The 17,729-nt window shown below is 63.5% G+C and carries 15 protein-coding genes and 1 pseudogene; 9 read left to right on the forward strand and 7 right to left on the reverse strand.

Annotated elements, in window-relative coordinates; all coding sequences use genetic code 11:
- Positions 1-97: 97 nt before the first annotated feature.
- From fliF to ACQ86E_RS08465, 6 genes are all read left to right on the forward strand, one after another.
- Complete coding sequence (gene fliF / locus ACQ86E_RS08440) at positions 98-1,714, forward strand: flagellar basal-body MS-ring/collar protein FliF (RefSeq protein ID WP_431205008.1); 1,617 nt, start codon at positions 98-100, stop codon at positions 1,712-1,714.
- Positions 1,715-1,756: 42 nt separating this feature from the next.
- Positions 1,757-2,854: a flagellar motor switch protein FliG gene (fliG, locus tag ACQ86E_RS08445; RefSeq protein WP_431205009.1), complete on the forward strand. Its 1,098-nt coding sequence runs from the start codon at positions 1,757-1,759 to the stop codon at positions 2,852-2,854.
- Positions 2,854-3,477, forward strand: coding sequence for a FliH/SctL family protein (locus ACQ86E_RS08450; protein WP_431205010.1), 624 nt, complete (start codon positions 2,854-2,856; stop codon positions 3,475-3,477). Before fliG ends, ACQ86E_RS08450 begins: the two co-directional genes overlap by 1 nt.
- Before the next feature lie 3 nt (positions 3,478-3,480).
- Positions 3,481-3,831: a flagellar motor switch protein FliN gene (gene fliN / locus ACQ86E_RS08455; RefSeq protein ID WP_375312783.1), complete on the forward strand. Its 351-nt coding sequence runs from the start codon at positions 3,481-3,483 to the stop codon at positions 3,829-3,831.
- A 58-nt stretch (positions 3,832-3,889) separates the two neighbouring features.
- Positions 3,890-5,275, forward strand: a complete 1,386-nt coding sequence (locus ACQ86E_RS08460; RefSeq protein ID WP_431205011.1) for a sigma-54 interaction domain-containing protein — start codon at positions 3,890-3,892, stop codon at positions 5,273-5,275.
- Positions 5,276-5,533: 258 nt separating this feature from the next.
- Complete coding sequence (locus tag ACQ86E_RS08465; protein WP_431205012.1) at positions 5,534-6,682, forward strand: M20 family metallopeptidase; 1,149 nt, start codon at positions 5,534-5,536, stop codon at positions 6,680-6,682.
- Between the two features lie 120 nt (positions 6,683-6,802).
- Here the strand turns inward: ACQ86E_RS08465 and ACQ86E_RS08470 are convergent, their stop codons facing one another.
- The 5 genes and pseudogenes from ACQ86E_RS08470 to ACQ86E_RS08490 form a co-directional block, all read right to left on the reverse strand.
- Positions 6,803-6,958, reverse strand: a complete 156-nt coding sequence (locus ACQ86E_RS08470; protein ID WP_375312780.1) for a hypothetical protein — start codon at positions 6,956-6,958, stop codon at positions 6,803-6,805.
- Between the two features lie 85 nt (positions 6,959-7,043).
- A complete protein-coding gene (locus ACQ86E_RS08475) occupies positions 7,044-7,625 on the reverse strand; it encodes a flavin reductase family protein (RefSeq protein ID WP_431205013.1) in 582 nt (193 codons plus the stop codon).
- Between the two features lie 32 nt (positions 7,626-7,657).
- Positions 7,658-7,813, reverse strand: a pseudogene (locus tag ACQ86E_RS08480) (ABC transporter ATP-binding protein); the annotation flags it as partial.
- Positions 7,814-8,068: 255 nt separating this feature from the next.
- On the reverse strand, positions 8,069-9,238 hold the full coding sequence (locus tag ACQ86E_RS08485) for a cytochrome P450 (RefSeq protein WP_431205014.1): 1,170 nt from the start codon (positions 9,236-9,238) through the stop codon (positions 8,069-8,071).
- A 132-nt stretch (positions 9,239-9,370) separates the two neighbouring features.
- On the reverse strand, positions 9,371-10,669 hold the full coding sequence (locus ACQ86E_RS08490; RefSeq protein ID WP_431205015.1) for an Lpg1974 family pore-forming outer membrane protein: 1,299 nt from the start codon (positions 10,667-10,669) through the stop codon (positions 9,371-9,373).
- Between the two features lie 439 nt (positions 10,670-11,108).
- Here ACQ86E_RS08490 and ACQ86E_RS08495 point away from each other — a divergent pair, with 439 nt between their 5' ends.
- Entirely contained in the window at positions 11,109-11,867 is a 759-nt protein-coding gene (locus ACQ86E_RS08495) for an outer membrane protein (protein WP_431205016.1), read from the forward strand.
- Positions 11,868-12,943: 1,076 nt separating this feature from the next.
- On the opposite strand, the gene ACQ86E_RS08500 is transcribed toward ACQ86E_RS08495, so the two are convergent.
- Complete coding sequence (locus ACQ86E_RS08500) at positions 12,944-13,852, reverse strand: hypothetical protein (RefSeq protein WP_431205017.1); 909 nt, start codon at positions 13,850-13,852, stop codon at positions 12,944-12,946.
- 125 nt (positions 13,853-13,977) lie between these two features.
- Between ACQ86E_RS08500 and ACQ86E_RS08505 the strand changes: the two genes are divergently transcribed.
- Together ACQ86E_RS08505 and ACQ86E_RS08510 are read left to right on the forward strand one after the other, a co-directional pair.
- Positions 13,978-15,630 carry a di-heme-cytochrome C peroxidase gene (locus ACQ86E_RS08505; protein WP_431205018.1) on the forward strand — a complete coding sequence of 551 codons (1,653 nt, stop codon included), beginning with the start codon at positions 13,978-13,980 and terminating at the stop codon, positions 15,628-15,630.
- Between the two features lie 675 nt (positions 15,631-16,305).
- A complete protein-coding gene (locus ACQ86E_RS08510; protein ID WP_431205019.1) occupies positions 16,306-16,896 on the forward strand; it encodes a cytochrome P450 in 591 nt (196 codons plus the stop codon).
- On the opposite strand, the gene ACQ86E_RS08515 is transcribed toward ACQ86E_RS08510, so the two are convergent.
- Positions 16,893-17,672, reverse strand: coding sequence for a helix-turn-helix transcriptional regulator (locus ACQ86E_RS08515; protein ID WP_431205020.1), 780 nt, complete (start codon positions 17,670-17,672; stop codon positions 16,893-16,895). The genes ACQ86E_RS08510 and ACQ86E_RS08515 overlap by 4 nt on opposite strands.
- Positions 17,673-17,729 lie beyond the last annotated feature (57 nt).

Consider the following 17,729-nt stretch of genomic DNA (forward strand, 5'->3'; position numbering starts at 1 on the left):
CTTAACCTTCGTTAACCATATCGAAACCATCACCTAGGCAATAATTGCCCAGTCGGCCCCTTCCAGTGAAAGCGGCCGAATCTGTTGGGGCGGTTGCTTGCAAGGTCTTGCGGACTTTCTGAAGGGTATCGGCGCCGCCCGGTTCGGGGCGATGATCGCGGTCACCGCCGCGCTCATCGGCTTTTTCGCGTTCGTCATCATGCGGGTGACCACGCCGCAGATGACGACGCTGTTCACCGACCTCAGCGTCGAGGATTCCTCGGGAATCATCAAGGACCTGGAACGCCAGGGCATCCAGTTCGAGCTGCGCAATGAAGGCAGCATCATCATGGTGCCCAAGGACAAGGTCACGCGCCTGCGGATGAAGCTCGCCGAGGGCGGCCTGCCCAAGGGCGGCGGCGTCGGCTATGAAGTCTTCGACAAGTCGGACGCTCTCGGCACCACCTCTTTCGTCCAGAATATCAATCACTTGCGAGCGCTTGAAGGCGAGCTCGCCCGCACCATCCGCGCCATCGACCGGATCCAGGCCGCCCGCGTCCATCTGGTGCTGCCCGAGCGCCCGCTGTTCTCGCGCGAGGCGCCGGAGCCGTCGGCCTCGATCGTGGTCCGGGTCCGCGGCGCGCTGGAAGCCCAGCAGATCCGCGCCATCCGCCATCTGGTCGCCTCCGCCGTCAACGGGCTGAAGCCGCAGCGGGTCTCCATCGTCGACGAGGCCGGCCAGCTGCTCGCTGACGGCGCCCAGACCGATCCTGAGCAGGCGATCGGCGAAGAGCGCCGCGTCGCCTTCGAGAAGCGGATCCGCAAGCAGGTCGAGGACATCGTTTCCTCCGTGGTCGGGACCGGCCGCGCCCGCGTGCAGCTCTCGGCCGATTTCGACTTCAACAAGGTCACCCAGACCTCGGACAAGTTCGACCCCGAGGGCCGCGTGCTGCGCTCGAGCCAGACGCGCGAAGAACAGAGCTCGACCGCCGACAACAACGGTCAGGTCACCGTCAACAACGAGCTGCCCGGCAACCAGCAGAACAGCGGTCCGACGGCGAAAGACCAGAGCAAGAAGACCGAAGAGACCAACAATTACGAGATCTCCCGCACCACCAAGACCGAGGTGACCGAGGCCGGCCGGGTCAACCGCATCTCGGTCGCGGTCCTCGTCGACGGCATCTATTCCAAGAACGACAAGGGCGAGCTGGCCTATCAGGACCGCACCAAGGAGCAGCTCGACCGCATCTCCGCGCTGGTGCGCTCGGCGATCGGCTTCGACCAGAAGCGCGGCGACCAGGTCGAGGTCGTGAACCTGCGCTTTGCCGACGCGCCCTCCACCACTCCGATCACCGAGCCCTCCGGCTTCCTCGGCATGCTGCAGTTCACCAAGGACGACGTCATGTACTTCGTCGAGCTCGGCGTGATGATGCTGCTCGGCCTGGTCGTGCTGTTCCTGGTGATCCGGCCGCTGGTCAAGCGCATCCTGGCGTCCGACGAGGTCGCCGCCGCCATCTCCGGCGTTCTGGCCGGCCCCTCCGCGAGCGACGAGGCCGCGCCGGCCGCTGGCGGCCAGCAGCTCCTGCCGAGCGGCGGGGCAACCGCGATCGACGTCGCCACCGTCCAGGGCCAGGTCCACGCTCAGTCCGTTCATCGCGTCGGCGAGCTCGCCGAGCGCAACCCGAACGAAACCGTCTCCATCATCCGCCAGTGGCTGACCGAGCCAGCCAAATGACCCGCCGAGCAACCTGCCAAGTAAATCAAGAAGTGATCTGACATGGCCTCCAACACGCAAAACGCCAACTCCAACGACATCACCAGCGTGATCTCCACGCTGGGTCAGCGCGCCGGCGACCGCGCCAAGAACGGCAAGGGAGCCGAGCAATTGTCCGGGCCGCGACGCGCCGCGATCCTGATGCTCGCGCTGGGCGAGCAATATGGCGGCAAGATCTGGAGCCTGCTCGACGACGACGAGGTCCGCCAGCTCTCGCTGGAAATGTCGACGCTCGGCACCGTCGAGGTCGATACGGTCGAGGACATGCTGCTCGAATTCGTCTCGCGCATGTCGGCCTCGGGCGCGCTGATGGGCAATTTCGACGCAACCGAGCGGCTGCTGCAGCAGTACCTGCCGCCGGAGCGCGTCAACGGCATCATGGACGAGATCCGCGGTCCTGCCGGCCGCAACATGTGGGAGAAGCTCTCCAACGTGCAGGAAGAGGTCCTCGCCAACTATCTCAAGAACGAATACCCGCAGACCATCGCCGTGGTGCTGTCGAAGCTGAAGTCGGAGCACGCTGCCCGCGTGCTCGGCATCCTGCCCGAGGAGCTCGCGCTCGACGTCATCAACCGCATGCTGAAGATGGAAGCGGTGCAGAAGGAGGTGATCGAGAGCGTGGAGAAGACGCTGCGCACCGAATTCATGTCCAATTTGTCGCAGACCCGCCGCCGCGACGCCCACGAGGTGATGGCGGAAATCTTCAACAATTTCGACCGCCAGACCGAAACCCGCTTTATCACCTCGCTGGAAGAGGACAATCGCGAATCGGCCGAGCGCATCAAGGCGCTGATGTTCACCTTCGACGATCTGGTGAAGCTCGATTCCGGCTCGGCCCAGACCCTGATGCGCAACGTCGACAAGGACAAGCTCGGCGTCGCTCTCAAGAGCGCCAACGAGGACGTCCGCAACTTCTTCTTCGGCAACATGTCCTCGCGCGCAGCCAAGATGCTGCAGGACGACATGGCGGCGCTGGGCCCGGTCCGCCTGCGCGATGTCGACGAAGCCCAGGCGCTGCTGGTCAACCTTGCCAAGGATCTCGCCGCCAAGGGCGAGATCATGCTGACCAAGAACCGCGCCGACGACGAACTGGTGTATTGATGGCCGCTCCGGCAAAATTCCTGTTCGACACCGACTTCGCGGCGCCCGAGCGATCGCCGCGCGAGAAGACGGCGACCGCGGCCGAGATCGCCCAGAAGGTCGCGGAAGCCGAGGCGCGCGCCTACCAGGACGGCTTTGCCGCCGGCCAGCGCGAGGCCAAGGCAGAAAGCGATCGCCGCGTTGCGCTCGCCATGGAAGAAATCAACATCGGCATCAGAGGCATCGCCTCGGGCATAGGCAACATCGAGTCCAAGATGGAGACCGAGGCGGTCGACGTCGCGGTTGCCGTGGCGCGCAAGCTGTGCGCCGATCTGGTTGCCGCCGAGCCGCTCGGCGAGGTCATTGCGCTGGTGAAGGACTGCTTCTCGCATCTGGTCGCGACGCCCCATCTGGTCGTCCGCATCAACGACGCGCTCTACGACAGCGCACGCGAGAAGATCGAGCGGCTCGCCAAGCAGAGCGGCTTCGAGGGCCGGCTGGTGATCCTGGCAGAGCCTGAAATTGCCACCGGCGACTGCCGCATCGAATGGGCCGATGGCGGCGTCGTGCTGGAGCGCGGCGCCATCGCGGCCAAGATCGACGAAATGGTCGGACGCTATGTCGCGTCCCGCAGGGGGAATTAAGCCATGAGCGACACCGACGGACAGGTCCCGCTGCCAGATCTCAACGGCCCGCTGCCGCCCACCGGCACCGACGTCGGCTACAGCGAGGACGAATATGCGGCGCGCGCCGCCGCCGACCTCGAGGCCGTGTTCGACGTTCCCGTGCAGGTCTCGGCCGTGCTCGGCCGCTCCAAGATGGACGTCGGCGAGCTCCTGAAGCTCGGGCCCGGCACCGTGCTCGAGCTCGACCGGCGCGTCGGCGAGGCCATCGACATCTACGTCAACAACAAGCTGGTCGCCCGCGGCGAAGTCGTCCTGGTGGAAGACAAGCTCGGCGTGACCATGACCGAAATCATCAAGACCGAACGCAGCTAGCACTTGCGACTGCAAGGAATGACGCGCGGCAGCGCGACCAGACGGACAGGAGACTGACATGCGGCTTCTCATCGTTGGCACATTGAAGGGCCAGCTCACCACCGCCACCAAGATCGCGATGGCGAACGGCGCTACCGTGACCCACGCCGAGGATCTCGAGCAGGCGATGCGGGTGCTGCGCGGCGGCAAGGGCGCCGACCTGCTTCTGGTCGACGTCGCCCTCGACATCCGCGACCTCGTGATGCGGCTCGAGGCCGAGCACATCCACGCCCCGATCGTCGCCTGCGGCATCACCAACGATGCCCGCGCCGCGGTCGCCGCGATTCATGCCGGCGCCAAGGAATACATTCCGCTGCCGCCGGATCCGGAGCTGATCGCCGCGGTGCTGGCCGCCGTCGCCAACGATTCCCGCGAGCTGGTCTATCGCGACGAGGCGATGGCCAAAGTCATCAAACTCGCCCAGCAGATCGCAGGCTCCGACGCCTCGGTGATGATCACCGGCGAGTCCGGCACCGGCAAGGAAGTGCTGGCCCGCTACGTCCACACCCGCTCGGCGCGCGCCAAGCGCCCGTTCATCTCGATCAACTGCGCCGCGATCCCCGAGCATCTGCTCGAATCCGAGCTGTTCGGCCACGAGAAGGGCGCCTTCACCGGCGCGATCGCCCGCCGCATCGGCAAGTTCGAGGAGGCGACCGGCGGCACGCTGCTGCTCGACGAAATCTCGGAGATGGACGTCCGCCTGCAATCAAAACTGCTCCGCGCCATCCAGGAGCGCGTGATCGATCGCGTCGGCGGCACCAAGCCGGTCCCGGTCGACATCCGTATCATCGCGACCTCGAACCGCAATCTGGTGGACGCTGTGCGTGAAGGCACGTTCCGCGAGGATTTGCTGTTCCGCCTCAACGTCGTGAACTTGAAGATCCCGCCGCTGCGCGAGCGTCCCCTCGACATCCTCGAGCTCGCCCAGCACTTCGTGAAGAAATATGCCGAGGCCAACGGCGTTCCGGTGCGCCCGATCTCGGCGGAAGCGCGCCGCGTGCTCTCGACCAACCGCTGGCAGGGCAACGTCCGCGAGCTCGAAAACACCATGCATCGCGCGGTGCTGATGGCGCAGGGCGACGAGATCGGACCCGACGCAATCCTGACGCCGGACGGCGACCGCCTCGACCTCGCCAAGACCGTGCCGGCCGTGGCGCATGCCACGATGGCCGCCGAGCAGGTGACGCGGGCGCTTGTGGGACGCACCGTCGCCGACGTCGAACGCGACCTGATCCTGGAGACGCTTAAGCACTGCCTCGGCAACCGCACCCACGCCGCCAACATCCTGGGCATCTCGATCCGCACCCTGCGCAACAAGCTCAACGAATATTCCGACGGCGGCATCCCGATCCCGCCCGCCGGCACGCCGGGTGAGTATCCGCGCATGCCGATGGTGGGGGCGTAGGCGGCGCCGGCGACTATCGAGAAGGCAAATGCCCGGGCTGGTCCCGGGCATTTTTGTTTGAGTGCGGACTGCCAACCTCGTCATTGCGAGCGCAGCGAAGCAATCCAGAATGCCTCCGCGGTGAGGGGCTGGATTGCTTCGCTGCGCTCGCAATGACGGCGTTGAAAGCGCTCCTCGCATAACGGGACCGCGCCAGCCGACTAGGCCACGGCGACGGCAGCTCCTATAACCCCGCGTGAGAACCACGCGAGGAACCACATGTCTCAAGCTCAAATCACGGACTGGCTGGCGTCGCAGCGGCAGGCGATGATCGACCTGCTGCGCGACGTCGTAAACATCGATTCCGGGTCTTATGACAAGGACGGCGTCGATGCGGTCGGTGCGCGGTTCGAGCGGCATTTTGCCGAGCACGGCATTCCGTTCCGGCGCGAGAGCAATGACAATTTCGGAGATGCGATCCATGCCGACGTTGCAAAGCCCGGCAGCAACGAGAAGCCGGTGCTGTTGATGGGGCATCGCGACACCGTGTTCGGCAAGGGCGAGGCCGGGCGGCGCCCGTTCACCATCAAGGACGGTCGCGCCTACGGACCTGGCGTTGCCGACATGAAGTCCGGCCTCGTCATGAACGTGTTTGTGGCGACGGCGTTTCACAAGTTCGGCGGCAGCCCGCATCCGATCAAGCTGCTGATCACCTCCGACGAGGAGATCGGCTCGCCCTCCTCCCGCCCCGTGATCGAGCGCGAAGGACGCGCCGCGCGCGCCGTGTTCAATTCCGAGCCCGGCCGTCCCACGGGCAATGTCGTGACCGGCCGCAAGGGCGGCATCTTCATGCATTTTGCCATCACCGGCAAAGCCGCGCATTCCGGCGCCAATTTCGCCGCGGGCGTCAGCGCGATCGGCGAGCTCGCCCACAAGATCGTCCAGATCCATGCGCTGACCGATCTCGACAAGGGCATCACGCTCAATGTCGGCCTCGTCGCGGGCGGCCAGTCCGTCAACACGACGGCGCCTTATGCGGAAGGGCAGATCGACCTGCGCTATGTCGATCCGGCCGATCGGGCCAGGATCATGGCCGCGATCGAAAAGATCATCGCGACCTCCACCGTGCCGGGCACCAGCGCGACGCTGACGATCAAGGGCGAGTTCGTGCCGGTGGTGCAGAGCGCGGACTCCAAGGCGCTGTTCGAGAGCTATCAGGCCGCCGCCAGGCAGATCGGCCTCACCACGCTGCAGGGCGAATTCTCCGGCGGCTGCGCCGATTCCGGCTTCACCGCGGCGGTGGGCACACCGACGATCTGCGGCCTCGGCCCGGTCGGTGGGCTCGCGCACACGCCGGAGGAATATCTGGAGATCGACAGCATCGTGCCGCGCGCTCAGGCGCTCGCGCTGGCGATTCTAAAAGGCTGATCTCGTAGGGTGGGCAAAGCGAAGCGTGCCCACCAGTTCTTCTGCGTCAATGGAAAGATGGTGGGCACGGCGCTAACGCGCCTTTGCCCACCCTACGAGACTAATCCACTCTACGATATCTCACGAATAACTCGGCGCATCCGGCTTCCGAAAAATATGGATGGGGTCGCCCGGGATGATCGGCTGGCCGCGGAACATCGCATAGGCGAACAGCGCGAGATAGGCGATCGCCAGCGCGCCGACGGCGTAGAAGGCCCATGTCGCGACGCGCTTCATCGTTCCGCTCCGTTGCCGTCCCGGCGGGAAGGCTCAGGGGCTTCTAGAGCGATGAGACCGAAAAGGCCAGCCTGCGCAGCGGCGATCAAACGCCGCGTCGAACGCTTGCGGGAACGCTGACGTCCGCAAGCCTGGCTGCGTCCTCGTCCTGATCGACCGCCACATACTGGCCGTGCCAATAGGCCAGCGCGGCGTTGCGGGTCGAATTCCTGACATCCCTGACGCGGCCGATGACGATGCCATGCGAATGACGCTCGACGATCTCCTCGACCTCGCAATCGACCGCGGACAATGCGCCGACCAGCAGCGGAACGCCCGAAACCGATGTCACCCACTGGGATCCGGCAAAGCGTTCGGCGCCCTTCAGCCCGCCCTTGCCGGCGAAGCGTTCGGCGACATCGAGCTGGTCGGCCGCGAGAATGTTGACACCGAAGGCGCCGTAACGCCGGATCAGCGGGAAGGACGAGGCATCGCGGTTGATGCTGACCAGCAGGGTCGGCGGCTCGACCGACAACGAGGTTACCGAGGTCACCGTCATGCCGGTGATGTCCTTGCCCCGTCCGGCGGTGATGACGCTGACGCCTCCGGTGAGATGGCGCATGGCGCCGCGGAAATCGGCGGGCGAGACGGGGATTTCAGTCATGAGATCGCGAGGCACTACATTCATGGCACGGTCCCCGACGCGGGGTTCCCTTGTATCTAGGTACGATCTTCCGCCGACAAAAGGTGGCTCAAAATCGAGGCTTCGAGGCCTGCTAATTCAGCAGAGCCCCGTGCGCGGGGCCGGGCGACGTTAACCGCGACATCCTGGGCAATCCGGCCCTCGTCGAATACCAGCACCACTGCGCCCATGGCGGAGCGCATGATTAATCTTTCAAGCCGCCGTGCGAATGAAGATGGAATTTTTCTGCACGCGGATGTGAAGGCGGCACGAATTGGGCCACGGTCCTGCAGCCGAAACGAAAAGCGCGAAAACAACCCCATGCACAGTAGCCGGGGCGTGCGAAAACAACGAATTACGAATTATCCGAAATCAACTTGACCCGTCGGGCAAAACAGGGGCAAGATGGCATCGTGGCGGCGCTCCGGAAGGGCGGGCGCCCAGCCCGGCTAATGCAGCCACCTCACCGGCAAATTCTGTAGTCCCCTGAACGCCCAGCCGCCGATCCGCACCGGCTCGTCGTCGGCGAGCTCCAGCTTGTTGGCGCGGGCGAACAATGTCGGCAGTGCGACGTCGGCGATCATGGCGCGAGAGGCGAAGGCGCCGGCGCAGAAATGCGGGCCGGCCCCGAAGGCGACGCTCTTCGACGTATCACGCCGCACGTCGAACGCATCGGCCCGCTCGAAATGCTTTTCGTCGCGGTTGGCCGAGCCGAACATCAGGAACACGCGCTCATCGGTTTCGAAGGAGACGTCGCGGATGGACCATGGCTTTGCGATCCGCCGCGGCGACATCCCGATCGGCGATATCCAGCGGGCGTATTCCTCGAACGCCTGCAGCCAGGACACCTCGCCGCTGCGGACGAGAGCGAGCTGGTCGGGATGGCTCAGCAGCGCCCACACCGTGCCGGCGATCGCCTTGCGCGGCTCGTTCTGGCCGCCTGATATCGCCAGCTTGACGTTGGCGCGCACGCTGTCCATCGGCATGCCGGAGGCAAGGAGGACGCCGAGGATGCTCTGGTCGGATCTTTCACGCATCACCGGCAGAATGTCGTCGATCGCCGCATCGATGCCCGACGTCGCGGCATGACAGCGCTCCTCGACCTCAGGATCGCCGCCATAGTTGGCGATGCCCTCGATCATGCCTTGCGACCACGCATCCATGTCCTGGTATCGGATGTTGGTGAGACCGGTGATCGACTTCAGGCATTCGCCCGAGAACGGCAGCGCTAAATCGCGCATCAAGTCGATCCGGCTGCTGGGCTCGATCGCGTCGATAATGCGGTCGGCATGGGCCTGAAACAGCGCGGTCCAATGCGCCTTCACCGTCCTCGGCGACACCGTCGGGAACATCGCGCGGCGCTCGGCCTGATGCGCCTCGCCGTCCTTGCGCATCATGTTGTGCCCCATCAGCCGGTTCATCAGGCCGGCCGGCTGGTGCGAGGAGAACACGTCGATCTGCTTCTCCGAGATCGAGATGTCGTCGCGGCTCGTCAATAATGTCGAGCCGAGTTGCGGCACAAACGCGATCGGCGCTTCCTTGCGCATTTTTGCCAGCATCGGATAGGGATCGGCCCAGAATGCAGCCGGCTCGATGTCGATGTGCGGCGCCGTGCTCAAGGCGGCCTCCCTGGATTCTCGTGTCTTTCAGGGCAGACTAGCGGAATCCGGTGGCGGCGTCTGTCCCTCGCGATGGGGACAGAGCTGCTATCGCTTCAGGCCCTCGTCTTTCCAGGCGCTATGCGCCCAGCCTCAATAGAAGGCCCAGCTCGCGGTCACATATGGGCCGTGGTTGGTGAAATTGCTCTGTTGGTGTTGCTGCGTCGCGAGGTAAATGCCGATGGGCGGAAGCGTCAGGCTGGTCGGGACCTGGGTCAGTCCATATGAATTGACCGCATCGAAATAGACCGCGGCCTTATAGCCGGCCTCGACCTTGAACAATCCGTAAGCTGTCGGTGCGAAGGTATAGGCGCTGGCCAATTTGCCGTCGATGCTCGGAACCACCCGCGTCGCATTGGGAGAGCTTATGGACTGGCTGGAAAGTCCGAATGCCGGAGACAGCGTGGTGAAATCCATCCCACTCTGCGCAGAGCCGATCAGGACAGCGCCGGCCATCTCGCCGATGAACTGAAAGTCGCCGATGCCGAACTGGCCCTTGATACCGACACGGGGCCCGGCGCCGGTGAACAGGGAATTGACGGTGTAGCCCGAAGAGGCATCGCCACCCGGGCTTGCGAACAGGCCCGACAGGTTCTGGCTGATCCGCGCGGCCGATATGCCGCCGAAGGCCCGCATCTGTAACGAGCAATCGGCGCAGAAGGTGTATCCGGCGTCCAGGTTGACGACGTCAAAGGCGGTTTTCACCGAGCCACTGCCATTCTTGTAGAGGGCCGATTCCGGCCCGATCAGGTAGGGCGGTCCCACCATTTCCGTCGGCGAAGCAAAGAACGAATCCGTCGCGGTGTTGCGCAGGTGCGTCCAGTTCAGCTGGATATCTTTCGACTCGTCGCCGATGTAGCGGGCGCCAAAGCTGAACGATGGCGTGAAGTTCGGCTTGAGCGACTGATTTCGCCAGTGCGGTGTCACCAACGGCAGAGGATTGGTCAGCGTGCCATATTCGAGATTGCCGGCACCGGGCTGCAGGAACGACGCCGTTCCGCTGACTTCGAAGCGGGGCGCACTCGCGCGTCGCGGGCCGACATAGCCGAGATCTGCGGCCATGCTGTCCTGGCCTGCCGATCGCGGCGGCGGGACGAGCACGGTACCGGTGTGCGAATCCACCGACCGAGGTTGAAGCCTTGCCGTCCTGGCCGTTTCGCCGGACGTTTCCTTGAACGTTTCCTTGGAAGTCTCGAGGCGGATGAGCCGCGCGCGCAAGGCGGCATTCTCCCTCTCCAACGCATCGAGACGTTCGGAAATTTTGTCGGCGAGCGCAGGACGCGGCACTGCCGCGACACTCAGTCCAACACACGCAAGCAACGCAAGCTTTTTGACACTCTTCATGGTCTGCGCTCCCCCGAGAAAACACCGAGGCACGGAGTCACAGATCATCGTCGCGGCAGCCTCGCGCGGAGGCTCCGACAAAACGACCGAATCGGTGACGGTCCTGCCTGACGCGAATGCTAGTCGCATTCGTCAAAACAAGGTCATCTATGTTGTACACTTGCAGCGAATGTCGGGAGGTGTGCTTTTGCGGATGCGTCGCGGCGCGCGTGAGGCAAATTCATCAGTACCAAAGCCCGTTGTTCTACGGGCATCCTCAGTCGGCAGACGGCTTCGACTCGAATTTGCGCCAGCTCTCATTTCTTTGCACCGAGGACACTGCGAGCGGATATCGCACTGCGGAGAAAAGGCCTGCCGGTGAGCGACGTCTGCAAAACCCGCATTCGGTGCGGCACTGTAGCGATTGGGTGACAAGATTCGGAGCGGCGAAGCGTAAGCTGTTCGCGAAATTGATTCTGTCGCACAAACTCGGCCCAGGGGATTCATCATGAAGACATTGCTGCTCGGTACCGTCGGCGCGCTTGCGATGGTCACTTCGGCGTCTGCCGCAGACATGGCACCCCGTCCCTACACCAAGGCGCCCACGATCAGCGCGATGTACGACTGGAGCGGCTTCTACATCGGCGCCAACGGCGGATGGGGATCGAGCCACAAGTGCTGGGATTTCAGCAATGCGGCCGGCGCCTTCAATGTTTCCGAGGGATGCCACGATGCAACCGGCGGCACGGCCGGCGGCCAGGTCGGGTATCGTTTTCAGAGCTCCAGCATCGTGTTCGGTCTCGAAGCCCAGGGCAACTGGGCCAACTTCCGCGGCAGCAACCAGAGCATTCCGTTCCCGGCCGTCGTCAACGCCACGCAAGTCGACGCGTTCGGAATGTTCACCGGTCAGATCGGCTATTCCTGGAGCAACACGCTGCTCTATCTGAAGGGTGGCGCTGCTCTGACCTCCGATCGCTATCGCGGCTATCTGACTGCCAACGGCGCCCAGATCAGCGACACCGTCAACGACACCCGCTGGGGCGGCGTGATCGGACTCGGCCTCGAATACGGCTTCGCGCCGAACTGGTCCGCCGCGATCGAATACGACCACATGTTCATGCAGGACAGGTTCATCACCTTCACCAACAACGGCACGCTCGCACCTGCGGGGACGGCCTACGCCAGCGACCGCATTCATCAGGACGTCGACCTCATCACCGTCCGGGTCAATTATCGCTGGGGCGGCGCGGTCGTCGCCAAGTATTGATTGAACGAGCGCGGTCGTTGTTTCCATCGACGATCGCCTCCCTCGAGGTGACGCCGGGCGGCGTGGCTTGGTTTGGCTCGGCAAGTTCATGCCGGGCCGAGGCATCTCGCGGTTGGCCCAGCTCGCCGTTGCAGACAAACGTCCATCCCTTCTTCACGAGATGTTGAGTTGTTGTCGCTAAGTGTTTGGGACGGTGGCGGCTGCGGTGATCGACTGAACACTGCAAGTCCTGCGCTCCAACAGAGGTACAACATGTCAAATAAAACGGGACGGCTCGTCGCTGGTGTGACGTTGACGGCTTTGTCGACGCTGATGCTGATTTCGCTCGGGTCCGGCTCTGCCGAGGCCGTCGTTTACTGCACGACGGCGGGCGTGCCGGATGGTTGCGTGGCACGGCCGGCAGCAGCGGCAGGCGCACCGGGTCGCGTCGGCGTCGCCGGCGTTGGCGCTGGCGCACCGGGTGCAGGCGTCCGCGCGGGCACGCCCATGAACCGTGGTGGTCCGGTCAACCGTGCAGGCCGACACTAGCGCGGGATGTCGTTGACCTCTCCCGCTTGCGGGGGAGGTCGCGGTGCGCGCGAAGACCAAGAGGCAGTCGCCAGTCCAGCAATTTCGCGCAAAGGTCCGGTATCCTTGCGGCGGCTGGATCGATGCAGGCTCAAAGGGCAACGATCCCTGCGGGCGGCCGCGTGTCCGCTTTGCGCTCGGAAGCCGCGATCACGGACTGAGTCCTCACTAGTTCGAGCGGCCAAGCTTCAGGCGCAGGCGCCGCCTGATCGGAAACAATTCGTTCTGCGAGGAGATCCCGAGCCGCTCACAGGCGCGCTTGCGACAGGTCAGGGTCGAGGCTGATGCCGAACGCCTGCGAGAGCCGGCGTCTGTCCCCAGCGATAGGGGCGGGCGACCCGAGGGAAAGCGGGATTTCAAAAATTCAATCTCATCGAGAAAAGTACTACACGCCCCATCTTTTGGTTGCATTGGCTCAAATTCGGTGAGAACCTTGGTCTGCTGAGCCTGATTGCCCCTTGCCTCCTGAACTTGATCGGAGGGATCACCCTATGCGGACAGCAATGATTTCAATTGCGGTAGTCTTGGGCACGGCTTCGATGGCCGGTGCCCAGGCAATCACGGACCCCGCAGAAATTGCTTCGAAGCTCAAGTTCTGGACGCAGGAAACCGGCGAACCCGTTTACTACGGGGAAGTCAGAGACGTCAGCGCGAGGACCAAGCAGGTCCTTGGGCATTATCAATGCCTGGCCATCGCATTCATTAAATTCGAGGGCGGCGCGTTCCAGTACGCTCACAAGATGTGGGACAAATCGAAGGACGGATCTTGCCACTACGAGGACGTCACCTCGAAAAAAGTCGGCAACCATGGTGCTTGCGTCAAAGATTCCGAAGCGGGCTTCGGTAAAGCCGTGGGCACGGCTCACATGAGCAAGAGCAATATCGACTTCGAGCACAGCATCTTCAGAACCATCGATACCGTTAACCGCCGTGTTGGCGAGACCGTCGCATGCATACCGCCCAAAGGTGCCTTGACCGGTCTTTTTTCCATCAAGATCGAGGATGGCCGTTTCAGACTCATAAGCACGCGACCCTTGTCCTACGAACTGAATATTGAACCTCAAGATCCACAGAATCCGCCGACCAAGCCGGTTTTCTAGGCTGACCGGTCTCCACGTCCCGACTTGTTCGCAGGTCGTGCCGCGGGAAAAGGATTGATAATCGGGAAGCTTTTCGCTGACGTCCCGGGGGGAGCCATGTCGACAGTTGCCGACGCTGTTTGCCGCCTTAGGTTTCGACGCTTTCTTGTTCTTCTGGCGATCCTCGCGGCCATTGCCGTGATCGCGATCCTGACCAGCCCCCAGGTTGGAGCAATCATCGAAGCTTTGAAGCCACCCGGTCTCCCTGCGCTGGTCACTGTGAGCGAGCAGGTCTCGCTCGATCAGGGCTGGAACGCGAATGACGCCGATCGATTCCATCACGAAGCCCAAGGCACGCACACCCTGCCGATTCCGCTGCCATGGTTTCTCGCCTTGGAAGCGCCGCTGAACTCACCCTTCGCGGTTCCCTTTTCAAACGCGAACGCTTTGCGGACGACCCCTATTTGTTGCGGTTCGGATTCATCGGATCCGCCAAGAGCAAGAACAATGAATACGGTTTGCCGATCGGCTTTGCCTATTCGCCGTATCAGTCGATCAAGGGGCTCCCGCGCAAGGACACGGCCGTCGGATTGACCTGTGCCGCGTGCCATACCGGCCAACTGGTCTTCAAGGACAAGCGCTATATCATCGACGGCGGACCTGCCGTGACCGATCTCGGTCAATTGACCTTCGCGCTTCGCGCAGCGCTCGCACAGACCGCCTTGTCGTCAAAGCTGCCCTTCTTCGACGGCCGCTTCCGCCGGTTCGCGAAGGCTGTTCTGGGAACCGAGTACAACGATCTGACGCGCGTCCAGTTGTCCAAGGAGCTCGAAGGAATACTTGGTGCGCTGATCGATCTGCCCGCCGGGATCGACGTCACGGAAGGATTTACCCGCCTCGATGCGCTCAATCGCATCGGCAACCAGGTGTTCGCGCTCGACACCGGACGCTACGGCAACTACGTCAACATCAACGCCCCCGTCACCTACCCGCACATCTGGACCTCGTCATGGTTCGACTGGGTGCAGTACGACGGGTCGATCATGCAGCCGCTGGTGCGCAATGCCGGCGAGGCGATGGGGGTCTCTGCGGAGGTCAACTTCACCGCCCCTCCGAACGAGGGACGCTTCGCGAGCAGCATCCCCATGGATAATCTGCACTGGATCGAACAACAACTCGCCGGAAAGGACCAGCCGCTGGTGGCGAAGGCCTTCACCGGCCTGAACGCGCCGGCCTGGCCCGACGGCTTCCCTGCGATCGACAAGGCCAAGGCCGCAGCGGGAGCCCAGCTCTACGACAAGCATTGCAGCGGCTGCCATCTTCCCGCGCTGACACCCGATATCGCACGCGGCAAGGCGCCGGACGCGAAATTCTGGGAGAACTTCGGCCCGATCCGCTGGCGCGGCCGGGATGGGCAGGAGAAGCAGACGGCGGAATCCGTGCTCTACGTCAAGATCATCAAGCAGAACCATATGGGCACCGATCCGGCCCAGGGCGACGTGCTGCGCAACCGCACCGTCGACACCGCCGGCCGCGAACTGGCCCGCGTGGGCGAGGCCAGCCCCGGACTCGGCATCGACGTCGATGTCTGCCAACTGAAGGCCGACAAGACGCTGGATATGATCCACATTTCGGACAACACGATGCAACTCTTCGCGCTTGCGCTCGGCGCCACGGTCCAGCAGACCATCAACGAATGGATCCGATCGACCGGGGCTGACCGCGCGAAAATCGAAGGCGATCGGCCGAATTGTCTCGCGGCAGGGTCCGGCTACAAGGCGCGTCCGCTGAACGGCGTATGGGCGACCGCGCCGTTCCTGCACAACGGCTCGGTGCCGACGATCTACGACCTGCTCAGCCCGGTCGCGGAGCGCCCGAAAGCCTTCCTGCTTGGTGATCCCAGCTTCGATCCGGTACGCCTCGGTATCGTGACGCGGACCGTCGATCCCAAAGGCAAGACCTACGATCGCGACGGCTACTTCATTCTCGATACGTCGAAGTCCGCCAATCGCAACACCGGGCACGAATTCTCCAACGACAAACGTGAGGGCGTCATCGGCCCCGCGCTCTCTGCCGATGAGCGCAACGCAATCATCGAGTTCCTCAAGTCGATCTGAAATAGGACGCGGCCATGGCGGAGCAGAAGAAGGGTCTGGCGGCGAAGTTCCTGAAATGGATGATCGCCCAACATCCGGATGCGCTGTTCGCGTTCATCCGGCACGTCCGGCCCAATTTGGCCTTGGGGGCCGCAGGTCCGGTGTTCATCACCCGCTTCCCCGACGTGCAGGAAGCGCTGAGCCGGCCCGACATCTTCAACGTCACCTATGGGCCGATGATGGATCCCTCGGTCGGCCCCTACATGCTCGGCCGCGACTGTACCGAGATCAACCAGCGCGACAAGGGCATCATGCGCGCCTTCATGCGCATGGAAGATCTGCCGGCCATTCGCCAGAAAGTGCGCAGCCTCGCCAACGCATCCGTCGAAAAGCAGCTCTACACCCGGAACCAGATCGAGGTGGTCAGCACGCTGTCGCGCCTGGTGCCGATCCAGCTGACCGGAGACTATTTCGGCTTTCCCGGCCCCGACCCGGCGTCGATGTTCCGCTGGTCGCGCGCCACGCAGTACGACATGTTTCACAATTTGGACAAAGATCCGAAGGTGCACCAGGACAACATCGACGCCGGGCAGGAGATGCGCGCCTACCTGACACAATTGCTCCCGCAACGGCGCGAGCAGTTGAAGAATGGCGCGCCGCTCGACGACGTCCTCAGCCGCTTGCTGAAAAGCCATTTTGACGATCTCGATCGGCTTCGGCGACGAGCGCATCATCACCAACATGATGGGCACGCTGGTCGGTGGCATCGAGACCACGTCGGCGTCCATCGTACAACTGCTCGACCAGCTGTTCAAACGTCCGAAGATCCTGAAGGAGGCGATCGAGGTCGCCAACAGCAACGACGATCATCTGATGTACCGCTATTGCTGGGAAGCACTGCGCTTCAACCCGATCAACCCCTTCGTGGTGCGCCACTGCCGGACCGACTACCGGATCGCCAAGGGCTCGCTGCGCGCGGCGACGATCAAGGCCGGCAGCACCGTTCTGGTCTCGACCCGGTCGGCGATGCGCGACGGCTTTCAACTGCCAGCGCCCTCCGGCTTCGCCATCGACCGGCCGGAGTCGGTCTACATGCATCTGGGCTACGGGATGCACACCTGCCTCGGCGACCAGATCAGCCGCATCCAGGTTCCGGAAATCGTTCGCCGCATCCTGCAAATTCCGGGCGTGCGTCCAGCCGCGGACATTGACTTCGCCGGAGGGCCGTTTCCGGAGCGCTATCTCCTCACCTACGACGCGCCGGCCTCCAGCGGCCTGCCAACCTAGTTCAAACTGCGGGTCAGAAGCCGCAGCACGATCGCGAACAGTTCGTTCTGCGCGGAGATGCTGAGCTTCTCATAGGCGCGCTTGCGATAGGTCAGCGTCGAATGCAGGCCGATGCCGAGCTCCTGCGAGATCGCCTCGGAGCTTAACCCTCCGAGAATGCCGCGACAGACGTCCCGCTCGCGCGCGGTCAGCCCGCTGAGCGGCGCCTGTGTTGCGAACAGTGTTGCGATGTCCTGGCCGGGACGCGGCGCCATTTGCTGAAAGTGGCGCGCCACGCTGGCGCCGATCGCCGGCGCGATCGTCTTGAGGCGTTCGACTTGCGCAGGGTTAAAGCGGCCTTGCGCGCCGACGCGGTAGAAATTGACGTAGTAGCAGGTGTCGTCCGTCCAGATCGCGGTGGCGCATTTGTCGACGATGTCAGAGTCGCTGAAGAATATCTTGCGGTAGCGTGCGCCATACATGCGCGGCGCGAACGACGGCAGCACGATCGGCACGCCGGTCCTGGCTTCGAACAGCGCTTCGCGATTGGGGTCGGCTGCGTGAAATTGCCCGGCATAGGCGGCGCCGAGATCCGCACCGATCGGGATGTTGCCGGCATCGAGCAGGCAATGCGCGGCGCCCTCACGGCTCAATGCAAACACCATGCAATGGCCAACCTCGGCCTGACGGCGCAGCGTGTCGATCAGCACTTTGGGGAAATCGGGGCGTCCGATGGCGAGCACCGCGGGCGTGACGTCGCCATCCGCCGGATTTGCGGACACAGACCGAGACCGCATCGCTTTCTCCCTATCGCATTTTGATGAAAGTTATCAGCAATGGAGGCGGTGCGGAAG

Origin of the sequence: Bradyrhizobium betae (assembly GCF_050632175.1) — a bacterium.
In the GTDB taxonomy this organism is placed as follows: Bacteria; Pseudomonadota; Alphaproteobacteria; order Rhizobiales; family Xanthobacteraceae; genus Bradyrhizobium; species Bradyrhizobium betae_B.